Origin of the sequence: Streptomyces nanhaiensis (genome assembly GCF_046614825.1) — a bacterium.
GTDB classification, from domain to species: domain Bacteria; phylum Actinomycetota; class Actinomycetes; order Streptomycetales; family Streptomycetaceae; genus Streptomyces; species Streptomyces radiopugnans.
Genome location: NZ_JBKJFM010000004.1, coordinates 29,238 through 55,373, shown reverse-complemented (window position 1 = coordinate 55,373; position 26,136 = coordinate 29,238). Strand labels below are relative to the sequence as shown.

The following is a 26,136-nucleotide window of genomic DNA, read 5'->3' as shown; positions in this document are numbered from 1 at the left end:
CGCCCGGCCCGGGGAAGCCGGGTCAGAGCGGGGCCACGTCCACGGCCGTCACGCGGGGCTGTACGGCGGGAACGGCGCCGCAGCTCGCGGCCACGGGCGGGACATCGGTGTTCTCGGTGACCGTGACACGCCAGGAGCGGCCGTCGGTGTGGGCCACCGTGACGCTCCACCGAGGGGCGGCGCCCGTGGTGCCGGTGACCGCCAGGGCGTCGGCACCCGCCTCGCCCGTCAGCTCGCGCACCGCCAGGTCGGCGGCCTGGCCCGGCCGGTCCCAGGCGGACCGGCCCCGGCACCCGTCGGTGGCGATCCGGCCGCGCCGCAACTCGTCCAGCACGCCCTTGACGGCGTGGCCCCCCAGCCTGCCGTACACATAGCCGTACGGCAGGACCAGCAGGGTGGGGGCGAAACGGTGGCCGCCGATGTGGGTGGTCTCCCACACCTCACCGGCCTCGGAGGCCGCCAGTTCGGCTGCAAGCGGGCGGCCCAGGGTGGCACAGCAGCGGTCGCGCCTGCCGTTGGTGCACACCAGGGCCAGCGGATCGCCGGCGTACGGCTCCCACAGCCCGCCGTGGTCGCCCGCGCCCAGCGATGCCATGACGGCCGCGTCGAGGCCGTACAGCTCGTCCGGGCCGGTGAGCAGGGCGGTACGCACCCAGGACCGGCCGGGGAGGGTGTGGGCGAGGTAGACACGGCGGACGGCGGGCTCGTGGCGGTCCGGATGGCGGCCGGGGCGGCGGATCAGCGCGACCCGTACACCGGTGCCCTCGGCGGCCCGCTCCAGCGCACGGCCGAGCACCGGGTCGAGACGGCTGTCGGTGAGGGCCCTGGCCCCCCACGGTCCGGGCTGCTCGACCAGCAGCCATGTCCGGGCGGTCGCGGCGGTGGCGGCCGGCGGTTCGGCCAGCGCCCGGGAGGCGGTCGAACAGGTACTCACACAGGGGAGCCTAACCGCTCACGCCCCGGGAGTCCCACCGGTTGGACGGGCGGGCCCGGCCAGGATCCCGCAGAGCGGTGCGGGCGCGGGTGCGGGTGCGGGGCGCGGGCGGTATCGGGTACGGGAGGGGCCGTCGGCTACCATCGGCAGCCGTTCCGGTACGGCTGCCACCCGCACGATGGAGGCGCGAGCTTGGTCAGGAAGCGGATCCCGGTCGTCGTGCTCGCCGGTTTCCTCGGGTCCGGGAAGACCACCCTTCTCAACCACCTCCTCGCCCACAGCGGGGGCACCCGCATCGGTGTGGTCGTCAACGACTTCGGCAGCATCGAGATCGACGCCATGTCGGTGGCCGGGCAGGTCGACTCGATGATCTCCCTGGGCAACGGCTGCCTGTGCTGCGCCGTCGACACCAGCGACCTGGACGCCATGCTGGAGCGCCTCTCGCGCCCCTCGGCCCGCATCGACGTCATCGTGGTGGAGGCCAGCGGCCTCGCTGAGCCGCAGACCCTGATCCGCATGATCCTCTCCAGCGCCGAGGAGAACATCGTCTACGGCGGGCTGGTGGAGGTCGTCGACGCCGTGGAGTTCGCGAGCACCCGGGCCAGGCACCCGGAGCTCGAACGGCATGTGGCGATGGCCGATCTGGTGGTGCTCAACAAGGCGGACCGGGCCGGTGAGCAGGAGCTGTCCGCCCTGACCGGTGAGCTGCGGAGGATCGGCCGGGGCGTGCCCGTCGTCCGCGCCTCCCACGGGCGCGTCGACCCGGAGCTGCTCTTCGACCCGCGCCCCCGCGACGACGGCGCACAGGGGATGCGGCAGCTCTCCTTCGAGGACGTGTGGGCCGAGATCCGCGAGGCCGGGCGCGGATGCGGCGAAGGGCACGACGGGCATCTCCACGCCGCCTACCAGAGCGTGGAGTTCACCACCGACGAGCCGGTGGACCCGCGCAGGCTCATGGAGTTCCTGGACGGCAGGCCCGACGGCCTGTACCGGATCAAGGGCTTCGTCCACTTCGGCGTGCCCGGCCACCGGGAGAAGTACGGGCTGCACGCGGTCGGCCGCTTCCTGCGCTTCAGTCCCGGGGCGTGGGGGAGCGGCGAGCCGCGTCTGACCCAGCTCGTGCTGATCGGCTCCGGTATCGACGCCGACGCGGTGCGCGGGGAGCTGGCCTCCTGCGCGGCTCCAGGCTCGCCGGAGGAGGCGGGCCCCGACAGCATGTGGGGCGTCCTGCGCTACGTACGGCCCTGACCGCGCCGCTTCGCGGGGCGGTCGGCGGTGCGGCGGCCCGGCCCGTGGCCGCCGCACCGTGAGGTCACACCGTGAGGTCACACCGGCCCGGCGACCACCGAGACCGGCTTGGCCAGCGGAGTGCCCGAGCCGTCGCGCCGCGGGTCCGGTTCCGGCAGGTCCACCGGCGAGCCCTTGGCGTCCGCCGCGCGAGCGGGCGCGGCGCCGGCCCAGGCGAAGGTCAGATGGTCCTCGCCCTTGAGGAAGCGCTGGCAGCGCACTCCGCCCGTGGCCCGGCCCTTGCGCGGATACTGGTCGAACGGCGTCAGCTTGGCCGTGCCCACCTCGCCCACCAGCGTGTCGTGCGAGCCCGCGACCGTGAAGACCACCGCGTCGGCGGCCGGGTCGACGGCGGTGAAGGAGATCACCTTCGCCCCCTGGCCCAGCTTGACGCCCGCCACACCGCCGGCCGGGCGCCCCTGCGGCCTGACCTGCCCGGCGGGGAAGCGCAGCAGCTGCGCCTCGTCGGTGATGAAGACCAGGTCCTCCTCGCCGGTGCGCAGTTCCACCGCGCCGACGATCCGGTCGCCCTCCTTGAGGGTGATGACCTCCAACTCGCCCTTGTTGGAGGGGTAGTCGGGCACCACCCGTTTGACCACGCCCTGTTCCGTGCCCAGCGCCAGCCCCGGCGAGGACTCGTCCAGAGTGGTGAGGCACACCAGCTCCTCGCCCTCCCGCAGGGACAGGAACTCCGTGAACCGGGCGCCGCCCGCCAGGTTCGGCGCGGAGTTCTCCGGGAGCTGCGGCAGGTCGATGACCGAGATCCGCAGCAGGCGCCCGGCGGAGGTCACCGCCCCCACCTCGCCCCGGGCCGTGGCGGGGACGGCCGAGACCACCACGTCGTGCTTGCGGCGCTTGGCGGAGGAGTCGAAGGCCGGCTCGCCGCCCGCGGTGCGGGCCAGCAGCCCGGTGGAGGACAGCAGCACCCGGCACGGGTCGTCCGCCACCTGGAGCGGGACGGCCGCCGCCGGGACGTCGGCCGAGGACAGCAGCTCGGTGCGGCGCGGGGTGCCGTACTTCCTGGCGACCGCGGACAGCTCCGAGGAGACCAGCTTGCGCAGCTCCGCGTCGGACTCCAGGATGCGGGTCAGCTCCTCGATCTCGGCGTTCAGCCGGTCGCGCTCGGCCTCCAGCTCGATGCGGTCGAACTTCGTCAGCCTGCGCAGCGGGGTGTCGAGGATGTACTGCGTCTGCACCTCGGACAGGCCGAACCGGGCGATCAGCGACTCCTTGGCCTGTGCGGCGTTCTCGCTGGAGCGGATGATCCGGATGACCTCGTCGATGTCGACCAGCGCCACCAGCAGGCCCTCGACCAGGTGCAGCCGGTCGCGCCGCCTGCCGCGCCGGAACTCGCTGCGCCGCCGCACCACGGTGAAGCGGTGGTCGACGTAGACCTCCAGCAGCTCCTTCAGCCCCAGCGTCAGCGGCTGGCCGTCGACCAGGGCCACGTTGTTGATGCCGAAGGACTCCTCCATCGGCGTCAGCTTGTAGAGCTGCTCCAGCACGGCCTCGGGGTTGAAGCCGTTCTTGATCTCGATGACCAGCCGCAGCCCGTGCTCGCGGTCGGTGAGGTCCTTGACGTCGGCGATGCCCTGGATCTTCTTGCCGTTGACCAGGTCCTTGATCTTGGAGATGACCTTCTCGGGGCCGACGTTGAAGGGCAGTTCGGTGACGACCAGGCCCTTGCGCCGCGCGGTGACGTTCTCCACGGAGACCGTGGCGCGGATCTTGAAGGTGCCGCGCCCCTTGGCGTAGGCGTCCTTGATGCCCTCCAGGCCGACGATCCGGCCGCCGGTGGGCAGGTCGGGGCCCGGCACGAAACGCATCAGCGTCTCCAGGTCCGCGCCGGGGTGCCGGATCAGGTGCCGGGCGGCGGCGATCACCTCGCCCAGGTTGTGCGGGGGCATGTTGGTGGCCATGCCGACCGCGATGCCGGAGGAGCCGTTGACCAGCAGGTTCGGGTAGGCGGAGGGCAGTACGGACGGCTCGGACTCGCTGCCGTCGTAGTTGGGCGCGAAGTCGACGGTGTCCTCGTCGATCGACTCGACCATCAGCCCGGCCGCCGGGGCGGAGCGGCACTCGGTGTACCGCATGGCGGCGGGCGGGTCGTCGTTGCCCAGCGAGCCGAAGTTCCCGTGCCCGTCCACCAGCGGCAGCCGCATGGAGAAGGGCTGGGCCAGGCGCACCAGCGCGTCGTAGATGGCGCTGTCGCCGTGCGGGTGGAGTTTGCCCATCACCTCGCCGACGACGCGTGCGCACTTGACGTAGCCGCGCTCCGGCCGCAGCCCCATCTCGTGCATCTGGTAGAGGATCCGCCGGTGGACCGGCTTGAGTCCGTCGCGCGCGTCGGGCAGGGCGCGCGAGTAGATGACCGAGTAGGCGTACTCCAGGAAGGAGCCCTGCATCTCGTCGACGACGTCGATGTCGAGGACGCGCTCCTCGAACTCTCCCCCGGGCGGCGGGGTCTTCGTGCTGCGGCGGGCCATCGCGGCTGCGACTCCTTCTTGCGTACTGCGGACTGTGTGTCCCCGTGCCGGGGCAGGGGACGGACGGGCACCATTGTGGACCTCGGCACCGACAGTCCGGTCCCCGCCCCGAACCGTACGGGAACTTCGCGCTTTGTCCGGTCGCTTGCATACAGTGACCACACACGCGTTGTGAGAACGCGGTCCGCGATCGCGATCGAAGGGACTCCCTGCCCATGGCTCACACGGCCTCCCCTCCGCCCACCGCCGGCGGCCTGACGGCGACCGAGCACCGGCTGGCCAACGGCCTGCGCGTGGTGCTCTCCGAGGACCACCAGACGCCGGTCGCCGCGGTCTGCCTCTGGTACGACGTCGGATCGCGCCACGAGGTCGCCGGGCGCACGGGTCTGGCGCACCTCTTCGAGCACCTGATGTTCCAGGGATCGGCACAGGTGAAGGGGAACGGCCACTTCGAGCTGGTGCAGGGGGCGGGCGGCTCGCTCAACGGCACCACCAGCTTCGAGCGCACCAACTACTTCGAGACGATGCCCGCCCACCAGCTGGAGCTGGCGCTGTGGCTGGAGGCCGACCGCATGGGGTCGCTGCTGGCCGCCCTGGACGAGGAGTCCATGGAGAACCAGCGTGACGTGGTGAAGAACGAGCGCCGCCAGCGGTACGACAACGTGCCCTACGGCACGGCGTTCGAGAGGCTGACGGCGATGGTCTACCCCGAGGGCCATCCGTACCACCACACCCCCATCGGCTCAATGGCCGACCTGGACGCCGCCTCCCTGGAGGACGCGCGGGACTTCTTCCGCACCTACTACGCGCCGAACAACGCCGTACTGGCGGTCGTCGGCGACATCGACCCGCAGCGGACGCTCGCCTGGGTCGAGAAGTACTTCGGCTCCATCCCCTCCCACGAGGGCAAGCGGCCGCCGCGCGACGGCTCCCTGCCGGAGGTCATCGGCGAGGAGGTCAAGCAGATCCTCCACGAGGAGGTGCCCTCCCGGGCGATGATGGCCGCCTACCGGCTGCCGCACGACGGCACCCGTGAGGCGGACGCCGCCGACCTGGCGCTGACGGTGCTCGGCGGAGGTGACTCCTCCCGCCTGCAGACCCGCCTGGTCCGCCGCGACCGCACCGCCGTCACCGCCGGCTTCGGCATGCTGCGGCTGGCGGGGGCGCCCTCGATGGGGTGGCTGGACGTGAAGGCGTCCGGCGACGCCGAGATCGCCGACATCGAGCGGGCGGTCGACGAGGAGCTGGCCCGCTTCGCCGAGGAGGGGCCGACCCCGGCGGAGATGGAGCGCGCCCAGGCGCTGCTGGAGCGCGAGTGGCTGGACCGGCTGGCCACGGTCGGCGGCCGCGCCGACGAGCTGTGCCGCTACGCGGTGCTGTTCGGCGACCCCCAGCTCGCCCTGACCGCTGTGGAGCGCGTGCTCCAGGTCACCGCCGACGAGGTGCGCGAGGTGGCCGCGGCCCGGCTGCGCCCCGACAACCGCGCGGTGCTGATCTACGAGCCCACCCAGGTGACCGCCCCCGACACCGGGGCCGACGTCTCCGAGGGCGCCACCGTCTCCGAGACCGGCGCCGGCGCCGGCACCCACGACCAGGAGGCCGCTCAGTGAGCGACGCCACGGCCCAGAACGGAATGTCGATGGAGTTCCACCCCCAGCCCCGCGGCGGCGAGCCCCGGCCGTGGGCGTTCCCCGCCCCCGAGCGCGGCGAACTGCCCAACGGGATGACCGTGCTGCGCTGCCACCGCCCCGGCCAGAAGGTCGTGGCCGTCGAGGTCAACCTCGTCGCGCCGCTGGAGGCCGAGCCCCGCGACCTGGAGGGCGTGGCCGGGATCATGGCCCGGGCGCTGAGCGAGGGCACCGACCGGCACAGTGCCGAGGAGTTCGCCGCCGAGCTGGAGCGGTGCGGCGCCACCCTGGACGCGCACGCCGACCACCCCGGTGTACGGGTCTCCCTGGAGGTCCCCGCCTCCCGGCTGACCAGGGCGCTCGGCCTGCTCGCCGACGCGCTGCGCGCCCCCGCCTTCCCCGAGGGCGAGGTCGAGAGGCTGGTGCGCAACCGCCTGGACGAGATCCCGCACGAGCTGGCCAATCCCGCCCGCCGGGCGGCCATCGCGCTGTCGAAGGAGCTGTTCCCGGCCGACTCCCGGCTCTCGCGGCCCCGCCAGGGAGCCGAGGAGACCATCGGGAACATCGACGCCGCGGCGGTGCGCGCCTTCTACGCGGAGCACGTGCGGCCCTCCACGGCCACGGCCGTGGTGGTCGGCGACTTCACCGGGGTGGACCTGGACAAGGCGCTGGCCGAGACCCTCGGGGACTGGAAGGGCGCGGCCGCCGGGCCGCGCCCGGTCCCGCCGATCACCGCGGACGACACCGGCCGGGTGGTCGTCGTGGACCGGCCCGGAGCGGTGCAGACCCAGCTCCTCATCGGCCGGATCGGCCCCGACCGGCACGACCGGGTCTGGCCCGCCCAGGTGCTCGGCACGTACTGCCTGGGCGGCACGCTCACCTCCCGCCTGGACCGGGTGCTGCGCGAGGAGAAGGGCTACACCTACGGCGTGCGGGCCTTCGCCCAGGTGCTGCGCTCCTCGCCCGAGGGCACCGGCGCCTCGATGCTGGCGATCAACGGCTCGGTGGCCACCGATGTGACGGGTCCCGCACTGGAGGACCTGTGGCGCGTGCTGCGCACCCTGGCGGAGGAGGGCCTCACCGACGCCGAGCGCGACACGGCCGTGCAGAACCTGGTGGGGGTGGCCCCGCTGCGTTACGAGACGGCGGCTGCCGTGGCCGGCACCCTCGCCGACCAGGTGGAGCAGCACCTTCCCGACGACTACCAGGCGAAGCTGTACGCGCGTCTGGCCGAGACCGGCACGGTGGAGGCGACGGCGGCGGCCGTGGCCGCTTTCCCCGCGGACCGCCTGGTGACGGTGCTGGTGGGAGACGCGTCACAGATCGCCGACACGGTGCGCGACCTGGGCATCGGAGAGGTGACGGTCGTCACGGACCAGTGATCCCCGGCCGCGCCGCGGCGGCTGTGTGAAGGAAGGCCCTTGGTGGGGTTGCCACACCAAGGGCCTTCCGTATGTCCGGTTTTGGGCTGTTCCGGTGGGCGGCCTGTGTGGTGTGGCCTACAAAAGACACTATTTGCTTGCTCGCTCAAATTTGTCCGTTTAGCGTCGATCCCGCTGGCCGTCAGAAGTGACCGCGACCGCGGCCGACGGCAGTGATCGCCGAGTCCCCCGAGCGGGGGAGCCGGGGACCCACCCTCCCGCCCTTCTGCGCGGGAGCGGTCCTCCTCCGAGGCACCTGGGGTGAATCGGGCCGTGCGCCCGTAGGAGACCTTCCTGCTCCGAACCCGACAGCTAACCCGGTAGGCGAGAAGGAAGGAAAGGAGTACGCCTCCCATGGCGTTCACCCGTGCCACCGCGCAGCTCGCCGAGAAGCTGACCGAGAAGCTCACCGGGCTCACCGAGAGCCTCACCGAGAAGCACCACCTCTCCAGCCGCTCCGTGCGCACCCGCGCCGGTCTGGTCGGAGCCGCCGCCGTCGCCGTCACCGGCGTGGTCGGCGCCGCCGCCACCCCCGCGATCGCCGCTCCGGGCGAGGGCTCGGGAACCTACGCCCTGGGCTTCGTCCAGGCCATGGCCGTCGGCGACACGATCGCCGACGACGTCAGGGCCCAGGCCCAGGCTCAGCAGCGTGTGGCCGACGCCGCCGCGGAGAAGGCCGCCGCGGAGAAGGCGGCAGAGGAGAAGGCCGCGAAGGAGAAGGCCGCGAAGGAGAAGGCCGCGAAGGCCGCCGAGGCGGCCAAGGAGCGCGAGGCCGCCGCGAAGCGCGAGGCCGCCGCGAAGAAGCGCGCGAACGAGCGAGCCGACCGCTCCGCCGAGCGCCGCTCGGCCACCGGCTACGTCGACCCGGTCGCGGGCGTGGACACCACCACCACCTACAAGCAGGCCGGCGCCTCCTGGTCCTCCGGCAAGCACAGCGGCATCGACTTCCCCGCCAACACCGGCACCCCGGTGCGGTCCGTCGGCCCGGGCACCGTGGTGACGGTCGGCTGGGGCGGCGCGTACGGCAACCAGATCGTCATCCGCCACGACGACGGCAAGTACACCCAGTACGCCCACCTGTCCGCCACGAAGGTCTCGGCGGGCCAGAAGGTCGGCGGCGGCCAGCAGATCGGCGCGGTCGGCTCCACCGGCAACAGCACCGGCCCGCACCTGCACTTCGAGGCCCGCAACGGCGCCCACTACGGCTCGGACTTCAACCCGATCACCTATCTGGCCGGCAAGGGCGTCGACGTCTGACGGACCGGGCCCGCAGGGCACCCGGCGATCACGCACCGGCATCCGCCGCGCGGCCCGAGAGGTCGCGCGGCGGATGTTTTCACGTCTGTTTTCCGGCGGGCATCGGAAAACGCGTGGCAGTGGAATACAGTTCGTCTCTGCGGCACTTCGGGAAACATGGAGACGGCGGTGGAGGTCGGCCCATGCGTATTTCCGCGCACATGGTGTGCAGCGCGGTCCGTGACGACATCGTCTCCGGTGTGTTCCCGCCCGGGGCCCGGCTCACCGAGGAACTCCTCGCCAGACGCTACGGCGTCTCCCGCGTCCCGGTGCGCGAGGCCCTGCGGACCCTGGAGTCGGAGGGCTTCGTCGTCTCCCGCCGCCACGCGGGCGCCTGTGTCGCCCAGCCCACCGAGCAGGAGGCCGCCGACCTGCTCGACATCCGCGCCCTGCTGGAGCCGCTGGGTACCGCGCGGGCCGCCCGGCGCCGCACCGAGGCGCAGCTGAGGGTGCTGCGCGGACTGGTCCGCCTGGGCCTGCAGCGCGCGGAGAGCGGTCGGCTGTCCGACCTGGGGGCTCTGGAGGACTGGTACCACGAGACGCTGGCCCGGGCGTCGGGCAGTCCCAGTCTGGCCTCGCTGCTCACGCAGCTGCGCCGCAAGATCAACTGGGTCTACGCCGCGGAACCGCCGCTGCGCGCGGTCGCCGTGTGGCGGGAGCACGGAGCCGTCGTGGACGCCGTCGCGCGCGGCGACGCGGAGCGGGCGCGCGCCCTGGCGAGCGAGCATGTGGAACGCTCCGTCGCGGTGCGCCGCGAGCAGCGGCCGGTGGCCGCGCGCGACGGGCGCCGGAAAGTCCCGGTGAGAAGAACGAAACACGCCGTAAACACACCGTGTGACAACCCGTAACAGGAATTGTGTACACAGGAAGAGAATGCACGGTGAATGCGCGCCCGAAATGCTCCGGGTGCGGAAAAAGGCTGCGGGGCGTTCGCCCGCAGCCTTTTCCGGTGGTGGTCCTCCGGTGATTTCCGTCGCGTTTCCACGCCGGGCCCGTATCCAGTGCCGTGTACGGGCCCGGTCCGGCGCGGCCGGACACCGTACGGGTGGCTCAGACGGCCCCGGGCAGCTCGTCCAGCCCCTCGGAGACCAGCTTCGCCAGCCGGTCCAGGACGGTGCCGGCGTCCTCGGCCGCGGAGGCCAGCACGATCTCCTGGCCGCCCTCCACCCCCAGCCCCAGTACCGAGAGCAACGAGGCGGCGTTGACCGGTTCGCCGTCCGGCCTGGCCACGGTTACGGGGACGCCGGAGGAGGTCACGGCGCGGACGAAGATCGCGGCGGGGCGGGCGTGCAGGCCCTCGGGCCAGCCCACGGTGACACGGCGCTCTGCCATGGTGTCGCCCTTCGAGTCGAAACGGATCGGAGCGGATCGAGCCGGACCGGACCGGGCCGGGCCGGCGCGGACCGGTCCGGGTCCGGCCTGGTCCGGTCCGCAGGTCCGGGGCCCGGCCCAGCTTCGCACAGACGGGCGCCCGGGAAGGGGAGCCGACACCTCCGCGATCCTGGGCCCGGTGACTAGGCTGACCCCCATGCGGACGCCGAGCGAGCCTGCCTACCCCGCCCACTGGGAAGCCGACGTGGTGCTGCGCGACGGCGGCACGGCCCGGGTCCGCCCCATCACGCCCGACGACGCCGAGCGCCTGGTCAGGTTCTACGAGCAGGTCTCCGACCAGTCGAAGTACTACCGCTTCTTCGCCCCCTACCCCCGGCTCTCCGACCGCGACGTACGCCGCTTCACCCACCATGACCACGTCGACCGGGTCGGCCTGGCCGCCATCGTCGGCGGTGAGTTCATCGCCACCGTCCGCTACGACCGCATCGACTCCTCCGGCCGCCCCGCCTCCCTGCCCGCCGACGAGGCCGAGGTCGCCTTCCTCGTCCGCGACGACCACCAGGGCCGCGGGGTCGGTTCCGCCCTGCTGGAGCACATCGCCGCCTGCGCCCGCGAGCGCGGGGTGCGCCGCTTCGTCGCCGAGGTGCTGCCCGCGAACACGAAGATGGTCAAGGTCTTCACGGACGCCGGCTACTCCCAGAAGCGCAGCTTCGAGGACGGCGCGGTCCACCTCACCTTCGGCATCGAACCGACCGAGCAGTCCCTGGCGGTCATGCGGGCCCGCGAGCAGCGCGCCGAGGCCCGCTCCGTGCAGCGGCTGCTGTCGCCCGGTGTGGTCGCCGTCATCGGCGCCAGCCGCGACCCGGGCGGGGCCGGGCGCACCGTCCTGGAGAGTCTGCGCACGGCCGGCTTCACCGGCCGCGTCCACGCCGTCAACCGCGCGCTGGAGGACGGCCGCGCCGAGATCGACTCGGTGCCCGCCCACCGCTCGGTGCGCGACATCCCCGAGCCCGTCGACCTCGCCGTCGTCGCCGTCCCCGCCCGGGAGGTGCCCGGTGTGGTCGCCGAGTGCGGGGAGCGGGGCGTGCAGGGGCTGGTCGTCCTCTCCGCCGACTTCGGCCGCGACGCGCAGCGCGAACTGGTGCGGCAGGCCCGCTCGTACGGGATGCGCATCATCGGGCCCAACGCCTTCGGCCTGATCAACACCGCCCCGGACGTCCGGCTCAACGCCACCCTGTCGCCCGAGACGCCCGAGCGCGGCCGCATCGGGCTGTTCACGCAGTCCGGGGCCATCGGCATCGCCGTGCTCGCCGGACTGCACCGCCGCGGCCGGGGGGCCGGCGGAGTCTCCACCTTCGTCTCGGCCGGCAACCGCGCCGACGTCTCCGGCAACGACGTGCTCCAGTACTGGGACGACGACCCCGACACCGACGTCGTCCTGATGTACCTGGAGTCCTTCGGCAACCCAAGGAAGTTCAACCGCCTGGCCAGGCGCACGGCCGCCCGCAAGCCGATCGTCGTGGTCAAGGGCGCCCGCCACAACGCCAGCGCCCCGCCCCCCGGCCACGCCGTCCCGGCCGGCCGCACCCCCGACGCCACGGTCTCCTCGCTGCTGCGGCAGGCCGGTGTCATCCGTGTCGACACCGTCACCGAACTCGTCGACGCCGGCGTGCTGCTGGCCACCCAGCCGCTGCCCGCCGGGCCGCGCGTGGGCATCCTGGGCAACGCCGAGTCGCTGTGCCTGCTCACCTACGACGCCTGCCTGGCCCGGGGTCTGCGCCCGCAGCCCGTCACCGACCTGACCACCGAGGCCACCCCCGAGGACTTCCGCCGGGCCCTGTCCGCCACCCTCGCCGACCCGGCCACCGACGCCGTCGTGGTCACCGCCATCCCCTGGGTGGACGCCAGCCACGGCCCGAAGGACGCGGCCCTGCTGGCCGAGTCACTGGCACAGGCGCTGCGCGAGCCGGCCGCCGGCGCGAGCGGCGGTGAGGGGGGCGGCGGGAGCGGCGCGGGAGCCGCGGGCGCCCAGGCCAAGCCGGTGGTCGTGGTCCATCTGGCCATCGAGGGCCTGGACGCCGCCCTCGCCGAGCACCGCCTGCCGGCCTACCCCGCACCCGAGCGCGCCGTGGGCGCCCTGTCGGAGGCGGTCCGCTACGCGCAGTGGCGGCGTGACGCGGCCGAACCGGGCCGGGTGCCCGAGTACGACGACATCGACGAGGCGGCCGCCGCCGCCCTGCTGGCCCGGGTGCGCGAGCCGGACCGCGGCACGCTCCGCAGCACCCCCCTGAGCGGTGGGGAGGCGGCCGAACTGCTGGGCCACTACGGCGTTTCGGTGCAGCCCGTCCTGCCCGCGCCCGACGCCCGCGCCGCCCGCGCCGCCGCGAAGAGGCTGGGCTACCCCGTGGCACTGAAGACCACCGCCCCCCACCTGCGCCACCGCCCCGACCTGGGAGGCGTACGGCTGGACATCGGCAGCGAGGCCGGACTGCGGCGCGCCTACGCCAGGATGACCGAGCAGCTGGGCGATCCCGCCGAGCTGCGGCCCGTCGTCCAGGCCATGGCGCCCCGCGGCGTGGACACCGCGGTGAAGGCCACCGTCGACCCCGCCATCGGCGCGGTGCTCTCCTTCGGGCTGGCCGGCCCGCCCTCGGAACTGCTGGGCGACGTCGCCCACCGGCTCGTCCCCGTCACCGACCGGGACGCGGCCGAGCTGGTCCGCTCCATCCGCTCCGCGCCCGTGCTGTTCGGCTGGCGCGGCGCCCAGCCGGTGGACACGGGCGCCCTGGAGGAGCTGCTGCTGCGCGTCTCCCGGCTGGTCGAGGACCACCCCGAGGTCGTATCCGTCGACCTGGAACCGGTGGTCGTCGCCGCCCGCGGGCTGACCGTCCTGGACGCGGCCGTCCGCGTCGCCGAGCCGCCCGCCCCCTTCGGCACGGCCCACCCCGCCTGGGCCGACCTCGGCCCCCGCCGCCTGCCCGCGTACTGATCCGCCCGGTCCCCGTAGGATGGGCCGCATGGCGAAGACCGGTACGACGACCCAGGGGCTGCGCGCGGCCATCGAGCGCAGCGGCTACTACCCGGCTCTCGTGGCCGAGGCGGTCGAGTCCGCCGTGGGCGGCGAGCCCGTCTCCTCGTACGTGGTCCACCAGGAGACGACCTTCGACTCCAACGAGGTCCGCCGCCACGTCACGGTGCTGGTGCTCACCGACACCCGGTTCATCGTCAGCCACACCGACGAGCAGCCCGCCGACGGCACCTCCCCCTCGCCGTACGCCACCACCTCCACCGAGTCGGTGAAGCTGGAGCGGATCTCCTCGGTCGTCCTCAGCCGCGTCGTCGCCAACCCCGAGTCCTACACCCCCGGCACCCTGCCGCGCGAGGTCGTCCTCACCATCGGCTGGGGCGCCGTCTCCCGCCTCGACATGGAGCCCGCCAACTGCGGCGACCCCAACTGCGAGGCCGACCACGGCTACACGGGCTCCCTGACCGCCGACGACCTCTCGCTGCGCGTCAGCGAGGCGGGCGACGGACCGGACACCGTCCGCCAGGCGCTCGCCTTCGCGCAGGCGCTGTCCGAGGCGACCGCGGCCACCGCCGGCGCCCGCTGATGGTCCAGTCCCTCCCGCACGGCCCGGCCGCCCACGACCCCGTCCCCCTGGATCCGCGCACCGCGCCCGTGCCGCGCTACGGCGACGCGTCGCTGGCCGACCTGCTGCCCGCCGTCGCCGCCGGGCAGGGCGTGCCCGGACTCTCCTCGGGCCTGGAGCTGGAGCCCGCCGACCGCGTGTGCGTCTTCCTGGTGGACGGCATGGGCTGGGAACTGCTGGCCGCCCATCCCGGGGAGGCCCCCTTCCTGTCATCCCTGCTGCACACCTCGCGCGGCGGCACCGGGCAGCCCCTCACCGCGGGCTTCCCCTCCACCACCGCCACCTCGCTCGCCTCCGTGGGCACGGGCCGGGTGCCCGGCGCCCACGGGCTGCCCGGCTACACCGTGCTCGACCCGGCCACCGGCGAGCTGATGAACCAGCTGCGCTGGCAGCCGTGGACCGACCCGTACCGGTGGCAGCCGTACCCCACCGTCTTCCAGCTCGCCGACGCCGCCGGCGTCGCCGCCTGCCAGGTCACCGCTCCCCACTTCGAGCACACCCCGCTCACGAAGATCGCGCTGTCGGGCGGCTCCTTCCTCGGCCGCCTGTCGGCCGAGGAGCGCATGGACCTGGCCGCCGAGCGGCTCGGCTCTGCCGACCGAGCGCTGGTCTACACGTACTACGCCGAACTCGACGGCAGCGGCCACCGCCACGGCGTCGACTCCGACGCCTGGCGCGGCCAGCTGATGTACGTCGACGGCCTCGCCCAGCGCCTGGCCGAGCGGCTTCCGCCGCGCTCCGCGCTCTACATCACCGCCGACCACGGCATGGTGGACATCCCGCGGGACCCGGACGCCCGCTACGACTTCGACCACGACTGGGAACTGCGCGCGGGCGTCGCACGGCTCGGCGGCGAGGGCCGGGCCCGCCATCTGTACGCGGTGCCCGGCGCCGCCGGTGACGTCCACGCCGTCTGGCGCGAGGTCCTGGCGGACCGGGCGTGGGTGGCCACCCGGGACGAGGCGATCGAACTGGGCTGGTTCGGTCCGCGCGTCGACGACCGGGTGCGCGCCCGGATCGGCGACGTGGTGGCCGCGATGACCGGCACGGTCGCGGTCGTCGCCACCGAGACCGAGCCCAACGAGTCCGAACTGATCGGCATGCACGGCTCGATGACGCCGGCCGAGCAGCTGGTCCCGCTGCTGGAAGTCCGCACGTAGCCCGGGGCCGCCAGGCCCGCCGGACCCGGGCGCCGCCGCGCGCCGGTCCGCCCGCCACCGCCGTACGCCGCCCGCCGACTGCCGAAAGGTTCCGCCTCCCCATGCCCGAACTGGTCTTCTTCGCCGGAACGATGGACTGCGGGAAGAGCACCCTCGCGCTCCAGATCCAGCACAACCGCTCGGCGCGGGGACTGTCGGGGATGATCTTCACCCGCAACGACCGGGCGGGGGAGGGGCGGCTCTCCTCACGGCTCGGTCTGGTCACCGAGGCCGTGGAGGCGGGCGAGGGCTTCGACTTCCACGCCCATCTGGTGCGGCATCTGACATCCGGTGGCCGCACGGACTACGTGATCGCGGACGAGGCGCAGTTCCTGGAGCCGGAGCAGGTCGACCAACTCGCCTGCGTCGTCGACGACCTGGGCATCGACGTCTTCGCCTTCGGCATCACCACCGACTTCCGCACCAGGCTCTTCCCGGGCTCCCGGCGGCTGATCGAACTGGCCGACCGGATCGAGTCCCTCCAGGTCGAGGCGCTGTGCTGGTGCGGCGCACGCGCCACACACAACGCCCGTACCGTCGGCGGCCGGATGGTCGTCGAGGGGGCACAGGTCGTCGTCGGGGACGTCGCGGGCCCGCAGGGCGCGGCGGGGGAGGACGTCGGCTACGAGGTGCTGTGCCGGCGCCACCACCGGCGCCGGCTCACCGCGGCCGCGGCCCGGGCGGGGGCGCTGTCCCCGGACGTACTGCCCGTGGACGGTGCGGACGCCCCCGCCCTGCACCACGGCTGAACGGCCCTCAACGGGCGCTCGCCCCAGGGCGTTTCACGAACCCCGGCGACCGGTGTGGACCACCGCGAAGGGCGCGCCCTCGCGGTCGGCGACCCGCGCCGTCCGCCCGTACGGCGTGTCGTGCGGCGGGAGCAGGACGCGTCCGCCCAGTTCGGCCACCCGGCGCGCCGCCGCGTCGGTGTCGGCCACCTCGACGTACATCAGCCAGTGCGAGCCGCGGTCGTGCGGCAACTCGTCCCCGACGCCGCGGACGCCGCCGACGATCCGGCCGTGCGCCGTCAGGGTCAGGCGTTCCGGCTCCGCGTCCGCACCGACCGCACCGTCCGCGCCCGGGTGCTCCCCGGAGGGCTCGCTCTCCAGGCCGAACACCGTCTGGTAGAACTTCTCGACCGCCGAAGCCCGGTGGGTGACCAGCTCGTTCCACACCACCGTGCCCGGGCCGCCGCCCATGCGGGCCCCGGGCCGCGTGTCCGTCTGCCGTATCCCGAAGGAGGCCCCGGAGGGGTCCGCCGCGATCGCCACGCGCATCGTCCCCTCCATGTCCAGCGGCCCCACCCCGACCGTCCCGCCGCACAGCCGGACCAGCTCCGCGGCCTTGTCGGCGTCGTCGGCGGACAGGTACGGCAGCCAGGCGGGCAGGCACTGCCGCCCCCGCGGCATCTGGCCGATGCACGCGACCTCGCTCCCGTCGAGCAGCGCACGGAAGTGCGGGCCGGCCGACCCCGGCCCCGGACCCTGCCGGTACTCCCAGCCGAACAACTCGTGGTAGAACTCCTGGCTCGCCGCCGGGTCCTGGGCCAGCAGGCTCAGCCAGGAGGGGGTGCCCGGAGCGTGTCGTGCCGCTGCCTCGGTCATCTCTTCACTTCTCTCCTCGGGACCGTCGTCGATGCGGTCGTCCGGTGATCTTCCGTGCACTGTCGGTGTCCATGGTCTCATTCGACGCCCATGCCGCGCACGGGGCCGTCCAGCCCTTAAGGGGAGAGGAGGTCCTCCGGGGAGAACAGCGGACATCTCGCCCCCGGCCCCGCTCCGCACGCCGACACGGGCGGGCCGCGCCGGGCGGTGGCCAGGACATACGGGAACGGCCGCGCGAAGATACGGCCATGGCAGTCATCGTCTCCCCTACCCAACTCGCGCGCGAACTCACCGGTTCGCCCTCCCCACCGCATACCCCGCCCACGCTGCTCGATGTCCGATGGGAGCCGACCGGTTCGCCCCGGCCCCAGGGCCACGGTTCTCCCCGGCACCCCGGCTACGACGCTGCGCACCTGCCCGGAGCCGTCTACGTGGACCTGGATACCGAACTGGCCGGGCCGGTGGGGGAGGGAACGGGCCGTCATCCTCTCCCGGACCCGGAGGTCTTCGGGGCGGCCATGCGCCGGGCCGGTGTCCGGCAGGGGCACCCGGTGGTGGTCTACGACGGCGGCCGGGGCTGGGCCGCGGCCCGTGCCTGGTGGCTGCTGCGCTGGGCGGGCCACGAGGACGTGCGGGTGCTGGACGGCGGTCTCGCGGCCTGGGAGGGCCCGCTGACCGGCGAGGTGCCGCGGCCGCCCGAGGGCGACTTCACGCCCCGGCCGGGCGCGCTGCCGGTGCTCGACGCCGACGGCGCGGCGGCCCTGGCCCGCACCGGGGTGCTGCTCGACGCCCGCTCGGGCGAGCGCTACCGCGGCGAGGTCGAGCCGATCGACCGCGTCGCCGGGCACATCCCGGGTGCCGTGTCGGCACCCACCACGGAGAACACGGCCGACAGCACCTCCGGCGGCGCCCCCTGCGCCTTCCGGCCCGCCGCCGAACTTGCCGCCCGCTTCGCCGGACTGGGCATCGACGCGGACACCGAGGTCGGCGTCTACTGCGGTTCGGGGGTCTCGGCGGCCCACGAGGTCCTGGCGCTGGCGATCGCGGGCATCGACGCGGCGCTGTATCCGGGCTCCTGGTCGCAGTGGTCCGCCGACCCCTCCCGCCCGGTGGCCACGGGCCCCGATCCGGGCTGAGGGCCGGGCCGGCGCACGGCCAGCGCACGCGCCGGAGGGCGGCGGGGCAGAGCCCCGCCGCCCTCCGGGCCCGCTTCCCGGGCCGTGCCGCCGCCGCCCTACTCCTGCTTCTTGCGGCGTGTGCCGAAGACGATCTCGTCCCAGCTGGGGACCGCGGCACGGCGGCCCGGGCGGACGCCGTCCGCCTCGGCCTGGCGGTCGGTGCTGCCGGTGAGCCGGTCGCGGTGGCCCGCCACCGAGCGGGGCATGAGCACATCGGCGTAGGCCGCCCCCGCGCTCGCCGCGGGGGCGGGCGGTTCCACCGCCTCCGGCTCCTCGGCCTCGTCCTCCGGCGCGCCGTCGGGCGAGGAGGACTGCTCCGGCACCACCAGATCGCCCCGGAAGCTGGGCACCGCCTCCAACAGGCTGGTCAGGGAGTCCCGTTCGACGCCGGCGTCCTGGCCCGCGGCCTCCGGCGGCTCGGACTCGGAGGCGTCGGACCGCTCCGTCCGGTCGAAGCGGTCGCGCGGCAGCCGCGCGATGCGCGGCACGAACGGGAAGCTCGGCTCGGGGGTGTCGTCGCTCTCGCCGATCAGCGCCCGCGCCTCGTCGTCCACGGCCTGCACCAGCCGCCGCGGCGGATCGTACGTCCAGCTCGCCGAATGGGGCTCGCCGGCCACCCGGTAGACGAGCATCACCTCCCAGGTGCCGTCGTCCCGGCGCCAGGAGTCCCACTGCACCGTCTCCTTGTCGGCGCCGCGCAGCATCAGCCGCTCGGCCACGGCCTCGCCGAGCTGCGGGCCGGTGCTCTCGCCGGGGCGGCGCACCGGTGTCTTGCGGGCCCGCTCGGCCATGAACGCGCGCTCGGCGAGCACCGGCCCCTCGAACCGCCGTACGCGGTCCACGGGGATGCCGGCGAGCTGGGCGACCTCCTCGGCGGTGGCTCCGGCCCGTATGCGGGCCTGGATGTCGCGGGGGCGCAGATGGCTCTCGACCTCGATCTCGATCTGGCCGAGCCTGGCGCGGTCGTTGCGGACGGCGGCGCGCAGCCGCTCGTCGATCGGGAGTGTGTACTCCGTGTTGTCGGCAGCCTTGAGCACCAGCCGTGTGCCGTCGTTGCTGACGGCCACGACACGCAGTTCGGGCATGGGAACCTCCCGGGTGGTGCCTGCCGACGTCACGTGCGTCGCTGCTCCCGCTAGACGAGTGTGGCGTGCCCGGGCGCAGCCTGCCACAACCTTGCCGACCTGCCCGGCGTGTCGGGCCCGCGCCCTGATCCGCCACTGTGGCACGGTTGCCTGTTGACCACGGAAAGTGACCGACGCGGTGACTGTCCGTGGTACCGGCTGACCGGGGCCAGGGTCAGGGCTCGCCACACTACTCCATTGGGGCCACGCCGTTGGATCGGCACGCCGCCCAAGTTCTCACAGCGACGGGGAGTTGAACACCGCGCCGGCCGTAAAAAGACGGCATCGAAGGTGTGGATCTTCACGGAATCCGCCGAAACGGAACCACCACCTTGGCCGGAAACCACCCCGCGGGGGCGGAGAGGAAGATATGTGCGACCCGGCCCGGCAGGGGGACGGGCGGGGCGGCGGGCTGACGGCGGTGGACTGGCGGCGGCGGGCCGGTGGTGGTGCTGCGCCCGGCTCAGTCGCCCAGCACCCGCCGCAGGTGGTCGTTGCCGAACACCCGGTGCGGGTCGAGGCGGTCGCGCAGCGCGGTGAACTCCGCGAAGCGCGGATAGACCTCGCACAGGTACCCGGCGTCGCGGCTGTGCAGCTTCCCCCAGTGGGGGCGCCCGCCGTGCGCGACCATGATCTGCTCGGCGGCCGTGAAGTACCGCTCGTGCGGGGTGCCCCGGTAGACGTGCACCGCCAGGTAGGCGGTGTCGCGGCCCGAGGCGGTGGACAGCGTGATGTCGTCGGCGGGCGCGACGCGCACCTCGACGGGGAAGTTCACCCGCAGTCCCGAACGGCCCACCACCGCCCGCAGTTCGCGCAGCGCCTCCACCGCGGCCGCCCGGGGCAGGGCGTACTCCATCTCCACGAAGCGCACCCGGCGCGGCGAGGTGAACACCTTGTAGGGGATGTCGGTGTAGGTGCGGGCCGACAGTGCGCGGCCGGCGATCCGCGCGATGCCGGGCACGGCGGCGGGGAAGGCCCGGCCCACCGAACAGGCCGCCTGGAAGACGCCGTTGGAGAGGAACTCGTCCTCCAGCCAGCCGCCCAGGCGCGGCAGCGGGTCGGCCGGTCCGTCGCTGCGGTTGTTGCGCTTGGTGACGCAGCGGTCGGTGTGCGGGAACCAGTAGAACTCGAAGTGCTCGTTGTCGCGCACCAGATGGTCGAAGTCCGCCAGTACCGCGTCCAGGCGCATGGGCTCCTCGCGCGCGGTCAGCAGGAACAGCGGCTCCACGGCGAAGGTGATCTCGGTGATCACCCCCAGCGCCCCCAGGCCGATGCGGGCCGCCGCGAACACCTCCGGATTCTCGCCGGCCTCGCCCCCGGAGCACCGCAGGACCGAACCGTCGGCCAGGACCATCTCCAGGGCGCGGATCTGGGCGGCCAGGGAGCCGGAGTCGCGGCCGGTGCCGTGGGTACCGGTGCCGACCGCACCGGAGACGGTCTGCTCCATGATGTCGCCCATGTTGGTCAGGGACAGGCCCTCGGCGGCCAGCGCCTCGTTGAGCTGCCTCAGCGGCGTCCCGGCGGCCACCGTCACCGTCCCGGCCCCGCGGTCGATCCGGCGTATGCCGGTGAGGCGGTCGGGGCGTATCAGCACCCCCTCGGTGGCGGCCACGGGCGTGAACGAGTGCCCGGTGCCGGCGGCCTTGACCGTCAGCCCGTCCTCGGCGGCGCGGCGCACCACCTCCGCGAGCGCCTCGGTGGTGGAGGGGGCCGAGGTCCGCAGCGGGCGGGCGGTGGCGTTGCCCGCCCAGTTGCGCCACGTCGGCGGCGCGGGCCGCTTCGTACGCCGTGCTGTGCGCGTGCTCATCGCTGACGGCCCTCCCCATGGCTGGCGTACCGCGCGGGCGCTGGACCCGGCGGGTCGGAGGGGGATCATACTCACGCGGGCCGTTCCCGGCCCCACCGCGGGTCCGGGCGGTCTGCTCCGCGGCCGGATGGCAGGATCGAGACATGTCCGACGCAACTGACGCCCGCCCCTACGACGCCCTGCTGCTGCTGTCCTTCGGAGGACCGGAGGGCCCCGACGACGTGGTGCCGTTCCTGGAGAACGTCACCCGCGGAAGGGGGATCCCGCGGGAGAGGCTGGAGGAGGTCGGGCAGCACTACTACCTGTTCGGCGGCGTCAGCCCGATCAACGCCCAGAACCGCGGGCTGCTCGCCGCCCTGCGCGAGGACTTCGCCGCCAACGGGCTGGACCTGCCCGTCTACTGGGGCAACCGGAACTGGGCGCCGTACCTGACCGACACCCTGCGCGAGATGGCGGCCGACGGCCGCCGCCGGATCCTGGTGCTGGCCACCAGCGCGTACGCCTCGTACTCCGGCTGCCGCCAGTACCGGGAGAACCTCGCCGAGGCCCTGGCCGCACTGGAGGCCGAGGGGCTCCCGGTACCGCGGGTGGACAAGCTGCGGCACTACTTCAACCACCCCGGCTTCGTCCGCCCCATGACCGACGGGGTGCTGGCCTCGCTCGCCGAGCTGCCCGAGGACGTCCGCGCGGGGGCGCACCTGGTCTTCACCACCCACTCCATCCCCCTCTCCCAGGCCGAGACCTCCGGGCCGGCCGGCGGCGCGTACGTCGCCCAGCACCTGGACGTGGCCCGGGTGATCGCCGACGCGGTGCGCGAGGAGACCGGGGTGGACAGGCCCTGGGAGCTGGTCTACCAGTCCCGCAGCGGCGCCCCCCACATCCCCTGGCTGGAACCTGATGTCTGCGACCACCTGGAGGCGCTGCACGGGCAGGGCGCGCCGGCCGCGGTGATGGTCCCGATCGGCTTCGTCTCGGACCACATGGAGGTCCTGTACGACCTCGACACCGAGGCGATGGCCAAGGCCGGGGAGCTGGGCCTGCCGGCGGTGCGGTCGGCCACCGTCGGCGCCGACCCGCGCTTCGTCGCGGCCGTGCGCGACCTGGTGACCGAGCGCGCCGCCGCCGAGCGCGGCGAGCGCCCCGAGCGCTGCGCACTGGGCGCGCTGGGCCCCAGCCACGACGTGTGCCCGGTGGGCTGCTGCCCGGCCCGTACGCCCAGGCCCGCCGCCGCGGGCGCCGACAGCCCCTACGCCTGACACCCGTCCGGCAGCCGCCCGACACACTCGTCCGGCAGCCGTCCGACGCCCGTCCTACACCGCCGAGGAGAGCCGTGACCGACGCCGCAAGCTCCGCCGGGACCCCCGCAGGCAGCCCCACCGGGGCCGGAGCGGAGACCGACCGCGCGACCGCCGCCGTGGCGGATCCGCTCAGGAGGGAACTCCTGGGCCTCGCGCTGGAGGCCGCCCGCCGGGCGGGCGCGCTGCTGAGCGAGGGCCGTCCCGCCGACCTGGGGGTGGCCGCGACCAAGAGCAGCCCCGTCGACGTCGTCACCGAGATGGACCTCGCCTCCGAGAAGCTGATCACCGGCTTCCTGGCCGACCACCGCCCCGAGGACGGCTTCCTGGGGGAGGAGGGGGCCTCCACCGAGGGCGGCAGCGGGGTGCGCTGGGTGATCGATCCGATCGACGGCACCGTGAACTACCTCTACGGACAGCCCGCCTGGGCCGTCTCGATCGCAGCCGAGCACCGGGGCGAGACTGTCGTCGGCGTGGTCCACGTCCCGCCGCGCGGGGAGACGTACCACGCGGTGCTCGGCGAGGGCGCCTGGCTGAACGGGGAGCGCGTGCGCTGCCGCCCCTCGCCGCCGCTGGAGCAGGCGCTGATCGGCACCGGCTTCAACTACGTCGCCGGGCGCCGGCGGGCCCAGGCCGAGGTGGCCCGCCGCCTGCTGCCGCAGGTCCGCGACATCCGCCGCTCCGGCTCGGCCGCCATCGACCTGTGCGACGTGGGCGGCGGGCGGCTGGACGGCTTCTACGAACGGGGGCTGCACCCATGGGACTTCGCCGCGGGCGATCTGGTCGCCCGCGAGGCGGGCGCCCTCACCGGCGGGCGGCCCGGCTCCCCGCCGACGGGCGAACTGACGGTGGCCGCCTCGCCCGGGGTCTTCGGCGTGCTCCAGCCGCTGCTGGAGGAACTGGGCGCCTGGCACGACTGAACGGCCCCGGCCGGGGCACCAGGGGCACCGGCCCCCCTTGCGCCCTCCACACGGCGGCGCCCCGGAGGGTTCTCCCCTCCGGGGCGCCGCCGTGTGGTGCCGGGTCAGGCGCTGGTGGCGCCGACCTCCACTCCGTACTCGGCGGCCAGACGGCGCAGATCCTCCAGCTCGGCCTGCTCGACGTCCGCCAGGAAGTCGTCGCCCGACTCACGAGCGCGGATCAGGTCGGACTCCGTGGTCCGTATGCGCTGCAGAATGCCTGCGGTGAACGCGTCCATGGTGCGCCCCCTCGTCGTGGGTCGTCGGCACGGGGGTGTGCCGGGGGTGGGGCGATCACGGTGCACTCCCCGAGCGGTCGGCCGACGGCTCTTCCGGGGCCGGGAGGACTGGGAAGAGGGGTCGTGAGATGCCGCCTACAGGGCGTGATCGCGGGTGTAATGCCGTCCTCCCCATCTCAAACCTCAGAGAAACCTCAAGATGGACGAAAATTCGGTGAACGGCTGCGGCGGAAGTCCCTTACGGCCCGTTTACTGAGCTCGCGGGCACGATGGACCACGATGGACAGGGCGGGACAAGGCGCGGCGCGCCCCGGTCCGCCGGGCCGGGGCTCACCCGTCCCCGTCCCGCACCGCTCCCACGCCGCCCTCGAACACCTCGGGGCGGTTCCCCGCTCCGCGAACCCAGGAAGGACACCACCCGTGCGCGTACTCGTCGTCGAGGACGAGCGGCTGCTCGCCGATGCCGTGGCCACCGGGCTGCGCCGGGAGGCCATGGCCGTCGACGTGGTCTACGACGGCGCCGCGGCCCTCGAACGCGTCGGGGTCAACGACTACGACGTCGTGGTGCTCGACCGCGACCTGCCGCTGGTCCACGGCGACGACGTGTGCCGCGAGATCATCCGGCTGGGCCTGCCCACGCGGGTGCTGATGCTCACCGCCTCCGGCGACGTCAGCGACCGGGTGGAGGGCCTGGAACTGGGCGCGGACGACTACCTGCCCAAGCCCTTCGCCTTCAGCGAGCTGACCGCCCGGGTGCGGGCGCTGGGCCGCCGCAGCACCGCCCCCCTGCCTCCGGTGCTGGAGCGAGCCGGCATCCGGCTGGACCCCAACCGCCGCGAGGTCTTCCGGGACGGCCGGCAGGTGCAGCTGGCCCCCAAGGAGTTCGCGGTCCTGGAGGTGCTCATGCGGGGCGAGGGATCGGTGGTCTCCGCCGAGCAGCTCCTGGAGAAGGCCTGGGACGAGAACACCGACCCGTTCACCAACGTCGTACGGGTCACCGTGATGACCCTGCGCCGCAAACTCGGCGAGCCGCCGGTGATCGTCACCGTGCCCGGCTCCGGATACCGCATCTGAGCCCCTCATGACACCCAGCACGCCCGGTACCCCCGGCCCCCCGCCCCAGCCCCCCGCGACCCCGCCCAAGCCCACCTGGGACCCCTTCCAGCCGGGCCGCTCCCACCCCTGGCTGCGGCCCACCATCCGCATACGCCTGACCCTGCTGTACGGCGGGATGTTCCTGATCGCGGGGATGGTGCTGCTGGCGATCATCTACCTGCTGGCGGCCCAGGCGCTGAAGGAGGGCAGCCACCTGCCCTTCCGGATCATCGGCGTGCAGGACCAGACCACCAGCGCCGTGTGCAGCCTGCCCAGCCGGGCGGACGGCGGGGAGCTGACCACCCAGGAGCTGACCGCCGCCGTCCAGCAGTGCATGGAGAACCAGCGGCAGGCGGCCCTGGAGGCCCTGCTCAACCACTCCCTGCTGGCCCTGCTGGGCCTGGCCGTGGCCGCCTTCGCCTTCGGCTACGTCATGGCCGGCCGGGTGCTCTCGCCGCTCGAGCGCATCACGCGCACCGCCCAGCGGGTCGCCGGTTCCGACCTGCACCGCCGCATCGAGCTGGACGGACCGGACGACGAGCTCAAGGAGCTGGCCGACACCTTCGACCAGATGCTGGACCGGCTGGACCGGGCGTTCACCGCCCAGCAGCGGTTCGTCGCCAACGCCTCGCACGAGCTGCGCACCCCGCTGGCGATCAACCGCACCCTGCTGGAGGTCCAGCTCTCAGACCCGGACGCCTCGCCGGAACTGGTCCAGCTCGGCAAGACGCTGCTCGCCACGAACGAGCGCAGCGAGCAACTGGTGGAGGGCCTGCTGCTGCTCGCCCGCAGCGAGAACGAGATCGTCGACCGCAAGCCCGTGGACCTGGCCGAGGTCGCCTCCCAGGCCGTGGAGCAGGCGCGCGGCGAGGCCCAGGAGCGGGGCGTGGAGCTGCGGGGCGTGCGCCAGCCCGCCTATGTGCAGGGCAGCGGGGTGCTGCTGGAACGGGTCGCACTCAACCTGGTGCAGAACGCCGTGCGCTACAACGTGTCCCGTGAGGGCTGGGTCTCGGTGGACACCCGGGCCCAGCCGGGGCAGGCGGTGCTGGTGGTGGAGAACACCGGCCCGGTGGTCCCGGCGTACGAGGTGGACAACCTCTTCGAGCCCTTCCGCAGGCTGCGCACCGAGCGCACCGGCAGCGACAGGGGGGTCGGCCTGGGGCTGTCGATCGTGCGGTCGGTGGTACGCGCCCACGGCGGGGCGGTCACGGCCAGGCCGCGCGAGGAGGGCGGACTGGTGGTCCGGGTCACGCTCCCCGTCTGACGTTCCCGGGCGCGGGGCGGAAAGGACGATCATGGAATATCTCCGCGGGGCCCGGTGTTATGGGGCGAAATCCGGGAATTCCTCCATGGTTCGAACCGGTTGTGATCGATCACACACACGATTTTTCGGTCACACGTGTACAGCGTCCCAGGCCCTGCCGAAAAATGCCGGAAAATCCATGTTTTCGCAGGTCGCGATCGTGGAAAAGAGGGGAGGCGGTAGGCGCAAAGTGGACACGGGGGCCGTCCCGGGCCCTCGGTCGACGGCCGACTCGGTCACCCCATCAGGGGCGCGGTTGGGTGTCGATTGAGTAACAGGGCTTGATGTGAGGCAAAATC

Annotated in this window: 21 protein-coding genes and 1 riboswitch; of the genes, 14 read left to right on the top strand and 7 right to left on the bottom strand. The window is 73.7% G+C overall.

The window, feature by feature from the left end; translation table 11 throughout:
• Positions 1 to 22: 22 nt before the first annotated feature.
• Positions 23 to 934, bottom strand: a complete 912-nt coding sequence (locus ACLIYP_RS02410) for a sucrase ferredoxin (protein ID WP_412711465.1) — start codon at positions 932 to 934, stop codon at positions 23 to 25.
• A gap of 192 nt (positions 935 to 1,126) precedes the next feature.
• Between ACLIYP_RS02410 and ACLIYP_RS02405 the strand changes: the two genes are divergently transcribed.
• Positions 1,127 to 2,182: a CobW family GTP-binding protein gene (locus ACLIYP_RS02405; RefSeq protein WP_412711464.1), complete on the top strand. Its 1,056-nt coding sequence runs from the start codon at positions 1,127 to 1,129 to the stop codon at positions 2,180 to 2,182.
• Positions 2,183 to 2,259: 77 nt separating this feature from the next.
• Here the strand turns inward: ACLIYP_RS02405 and ACLIYP_RS02400 are convergent, their stop codons facing one another.
• A complete protein-coding gene (locus ACLIYP_RS02400; protein WP_412711463.1) occupies positions 2,260 to 4,707 on the bottom strand; it encodes a DNA gyrase/topoisomerase IV subunit A in 2,448 nt (815 codons plus the stop codon).
• Between the two features lie 215 nt (positions 4,708 to 4,922).
• Here ACLIYP_RS02400 and ACLIYP_RS02395 point away from each other — a divergent pair, with 215 nt between their 5' ends.
• The 4 genes from ACLIYP_RS02395 to ACLIYP_RS02380 all read left to right on the top strand — a co-directional run bounded on the left by ACLIYP_RS02395 (position 4,923) and on the right by ACLIYP_RS02380 (position 9,900).
• A complete protein-coding gene (locus tag ACLIYP_RS02395) occupies positions 4,923 to 6,317 on the top strand; it encodes a M16 family metallopeptidase (protein ID WP_412711462.1) in 1,395 nt (464 codons plus the stop codon).
• A gap of 23 nt (positions 6,318 to 6,340) precedes the next feature.
• On the top strand, positions 6,341 to 7,717 hold the full coding sequence (locus ACLIYP_RS02390; protein ID WP_412711515.1) for a M16 family metallopeptidase: 1,377 nt from the start codon (positions 6,341 to 6,343) through the stop codon (positions 7,715 to 7,717).
• Between the two features lie 207 nt (positions 7,718 to 7,924).
• A riboswitch (cyclic di-AMP (ydaO/yuaA leader) is annotated at positions 7,925 to 8,097 on the top strand.
• Positions 8,098 to 8,110: 13 nt separating this feature from the next.
• Complete coding sequence (locus ACLIYP_RS02385) at positions 8,111 to 9,013, top strand: M23 family metallopeptidase (RefSeq protein ID WP_412711461.1); 903 nt, start codon at positions 8,111 to 8,113, stop codon at positions 9,011 to 9,013.
• Positions 9,014 to 9,195: 182 nt separating this feature from the next.
• On the top strand, positions 9,196 to 9,900 hold the full coding sequence (locus ACLIYP_RS02380; RefSeq protein WP_412711460.1) for a GntR family transcriptional regulator: 705 nt from the start codon (positions 9,196 to 9,198) through the stop codon (positions 9,898 to 9,900).
• 202 nt (positions 9,901 to 10,102) lie between these two features.
• On the opposite strand, the gene ACLIYP_RS02375 is transcribed toward ACLIYP_RS02380, so the two are convergent.
• The gene (locus tag ACLIYP_RS02375) at positions 10,103 to 10,384 is read right to left on the bottom strand and encodes an HPr family phosphocarrier protein (protein ID WP_412711459.1); all 282 of its coding nucleotides are present in this window, start codon (positions 10,382 to 10,384) and stop codon (positions 10,103 to 10,105) included.
• Between the two features lie 196 nt (positions 10,385 to 10,580).
• On the opposite strand from ACLIYP_RS02375, the gene ACLIYP_RS02370 reads away from it, so the two are divergent.
• The 4 genes from ACLIYP_RS02370 (at position 10,581) to ACLIYP_RS02355 (ending at position 15,982) form a co-directional block, all read left to right on the top strand.
• Positions 10,581 to 13,373, top strand: a complete 2,793-nt coding sequence (locus tag ACLIYP_RS02370) for a bifunctional acetate--CoA ligase family protein/GNAT family N-acetyltransferase (RefSeq protein WP_412711458.1) — start codon at positions 10,581 to 10,583, stop codon at positions 13,371 to 13,373.
• Positions 13,374 to 13,401: 28 nt separating this feature from the next.
• Positions 13,402 to 13,995: a DUF5998 family protein gene (locus ACLIYP_RS02365; protein ID WP_412711457.1), complete on the top strand. Its 594-nt coding sequence runs from the start codon at positions 13,402 to 13,404 to the stop codon at positions 13,993 to 13,995.
• Positions 13,995 to 15,194, top strand: a complete 1,200-nt coding sequence (locus ACLIYP_RS02360) for an alkaline phosphatase family protein (RefSeq protein WP_412711456.1) — start codon at positions 13,995 to 13,997, stop codon at positions 15,192 to 15,194. The genes ACLIYP_RS02365 and ACLIYP_RS02360 overlap by 1 nt, the downstream gene beginning before the upstream one ends.
• Before the next feature lie 101 nt (positions 15,195 to 15,295).
• Positions 15,296 to 15,982 (top strand): thymidine kinase, encoded by a 687-nt coding sequence (locus tag ACLIYP_RS02355; RefSeq protein ID WP_412711455.1) that lies wholly within the window; start codon positions 15,296 to 15,298, stop codon positions 15,980 to 15,982.
• A 33-nt stretch (positions 15,983 to 16,015) separates the two neighbouring features.
• Here the strand turns inward: ACLIYP_RS02355 and ACLIYP_RS02350 are convergent, their stop codons facing one another.
• Positions 16,016 to 16,837, bottom strand: coding sequence for a VOC family protein (locus tag ACLIYP_RS02350; protein WP_412711454.1), 822 nt, complete (start codon positions 16,835 to 16,837; stop codon positions 16,016 to 16,018).
• 248 nt (positions 16,838 to 17,085) lie between these two features.
• Between ACLIYP_RS02350 and ACLIYP_RS02345 the strand changes: the two genes are divergently transcribed.
• Positions 17,086 to 17,973: a sulfurtransferase gene (locus ACLIYP_RS02345; protein ID WP_412711453.1), complete on the top strand. Its 888-nt coding sequence runs from the start codon at positions 17,086 to 17,088 to the stop codon at positions 17,971 to 17,973.
• Positions 17,974 to 18,071: 98 nt separating this feature from the next.
• Here the strand turns inward: ACLIYP_RS02345 and sepH are convergent, their stop codons facing one another.
• Both sepH and ACLIYP_RS02335 read right to left on the bottom strand, forming a co-directional pair.
• Positions 18,072 to 19,133, bottom strand: a complete 1,062-nt coding sequence (gene sepH / locus ACLIYP_RS02340; protein WP_412711452.1) for a septation protein SepH — start codon at positions 19,131 to 19,133, stop codon at positions 18,072 to 18,074.
• 469 nt (positions 19,134 to 19,602) lie between these two features.
• The gene (locus tag ACLIYP_RS02335) at positions 19,603 to 20,946 is read right to left on the bottom strand and encodes a D-arabinono-1,4-lactone oxidase (RefSeq protein WP_412711451.1); all 1,344 of its coding nucleotides are present in this window, start codon (positions 20,944 to 20,946) and stop codon (positions 19,603 to 19,605) included.
• Between the two features lie 143 nt (positions 20,947 to 21,089).
• Between ACLIYP_RS02335 and ACLIYP_RS02330 the strand changes: the two genes are divergently transcribed.
• Together ACLIYP_RS02330 and ACLIYP_RS02325 are read left to right on the top strand one after the other, a co-directional pair.
• On the top strand, positions 21,090 to 22,202 hold the full coding sequence (locus tag ACLIYP_RS02330; RefSeq protein ID WP_412711450.1) for a ferrochelatase: 1,113 nt from the start codon (positions 21,090 to 21,092) through the stop codon (positions 22,200 to 22,202).
• Between the two features lie 158 nt (positions 22,203 to 22,360).
• Positions 22,361 to 23,161 carry an inositol monophosphatase family protein gene (locus ACLIYP_RS02325; protein WP_412711514.1) on the top strand — a complete coding sequence of 267 codons (801 nt, stop codon included), beginning with the start codon at positions 22,361 to 22,363 and terminating at the stop codon, positions 23,159 to 23,161.
• A gap of 104 nt (positions 23,162 to 23,265) precedes the next feature.
• Here ACLIYP_RS02325 and ACLIYP_RS02320 read toward each other — a convergent pair whose 3' ends face one another.
• The gene (locus ACLIYP_RS02320) at positions 23,266 to 23,439 is read right to left on the bottom strand and encodes a hypothetical protein (protein ID WP_412711449.1); all 174 of its coding nucleotides are present in this window, start codon (positions 23,437 to 23,439) and stop codon (positions 23,266 to 23,268) included.
• 420 nt (positions 23,440 to 23,859) lie between these two features.
• On the opposite strand from ACLIYP_RS02320, the gene ACLIYP_RS02315 reads away from it, so the two are divergent.
• Complete coding sequence (locus tag ACLIYP_RS02315; protein ID WP_093662714.1) at positions 23,860 to 24,513, top strand: response regulator transcription factor; 654 nt, start codon at positions 23,860 to 23,862, stop codon at positions 24,511 to 24,513.
• Between the two features lie 7 nt (positions 24,514 to 24,520).
• A complete protein-coding gene (locus tag ACLIYP_RS02310) occupies positions 24,521 to 25,798 on the top strand; it encodes a sensor histidine kinase (RefSeq protein ID WP_412711448.1) in 1,278 nt (425 codons plus the stop codon).
• Positions 25,799 to 26,136: the final 338 nt, after the last annotated feature.

What these genes read in the sequence shown, in the direction of transcription:
- ACLIYP_RS02400 (WP_412711463.1), bottom strand. Translation starts at nt 4,707, where the DNA reads ATGGCCCGCCGCAGCACGAAGACCCCGCCGCCCGGGGGAGAGTTCGAG.
- ACLIYP_RS02395 (WP_412711462.1), top strand. Translation starts at nt 4,923, where the DNA reads ATGGCTCACACGGCCTCCCCTCCGCCCACCGCCGGCGGCCTGACGGCG.
- ACLIYP_RS02390 (WP_412711515.1), top strand. Translation starts at nt 6,341, where the DNA reads ATGTCGATGGAGTTCCACCCCCAGCCCCGCGGCGGCGAGCCCCGGCCG.
- ACLIYP_RS02385 (WP_412711461.1), top strand. Translation starts at nt 8,111, where the DNA reads ATGGCGTTCACCCGTGCCACCGCGCAGCTCGCCGAGAAGCTGACCGAG.
- ACLIYP_RS02380 (WP_412711460.1), top strand. Translation starts at nt 9,196, where the DNA reads ATGCGTATTTCCGCGCACATGGTGTGCAGCGCGGTCCGTGACGACATC.
- ACLIYP_RS02375 (WP_412711459.1), bottom strand. Translation starts at nt 10,384, where the DNA reads ATGGCAGAGCGCCGTGTCACCGTGGGCTGGCCCGAGGGCCTGCACGCC.
- ACLIYP_RS02370 (WP_412711458.1), top strand. Translation starts at nt 10,581, where the DNA reads ATGCGGACGCCGAGCGAGCCTGCCTACCCCGCCCACTGGGAAGCCGAC.
- ACLIYP_RS02365 (WP_412711457.1), top strand. Translation starts at nt 13,402, where the DNA reads ATGGCGAAGACCGGTACGACGACCCAGGGGCTGCGCGCGGCCATCGAG.
- ACLIYP_RS02360 (WP_412711456.1), top strand. Translation starts at nt 13,995, where the DNA reads ATGGTCCAGTCCCTCCCGCACGGCCCGGCCGCCCACGACCCCGTCCCC.
- ACLIYP_RS02355 (WP_412711455.1), top strand. Translation starts at nt 15,296, where the DNA reads ATGCCCGAACTGGTCTTCTTCGCCGGAACGATGGACTGCGGGAAGAGC.
- ACLIYP_RS02350 (WP_412711454.1), bottom strand. Translation starts at nt 16,837, where the DNA reads ATGACCGAGGCAGCGGCACGACACGCTCCGGGCACCCCCTCCTGGCTG.
- ACLIYP_RS02345 (WP_412711453.1), top strand. Translation starts at nt 17,086, where the DNA reads ATGGCAGTCATCGTCTCCCCTACCCAACTCGCGCGCGAACTCACCGGT.
- ACLIYP_RS02335 (WP_412711451.1), bottom strand. Translation starts at nt 20,946, where the DNA reads ATGAGCACGCGCACAGCACGGCGTACGAAGCGGCCCGCGCCGCCGACG.
- ACLIYP_RS02330 (WP_412711450.1), top strand. Translation starts at nt 21,090, where the DNA reads ATGTCCGACGCAACTGACGCCCGCCCCTACGACGCCCTGCTGCTGCTG.
- ACLIYP_RS02320 (WP_412711449.1), bottom strand. Translation starts at nt 23,439, where the DNA reads ATGGACGCGTTCACCGCAGGCATTCTGCAGCGCATACGGACCACGGAG.
- ACLIYP_RS02310 (WP_412711448.1), top strand. Translation starts at nt 24,521, where the DNA reads ATGACACCCAGCACGCCCGGTACCCCCGGCCCCCCGCCCCAGCCCCCC.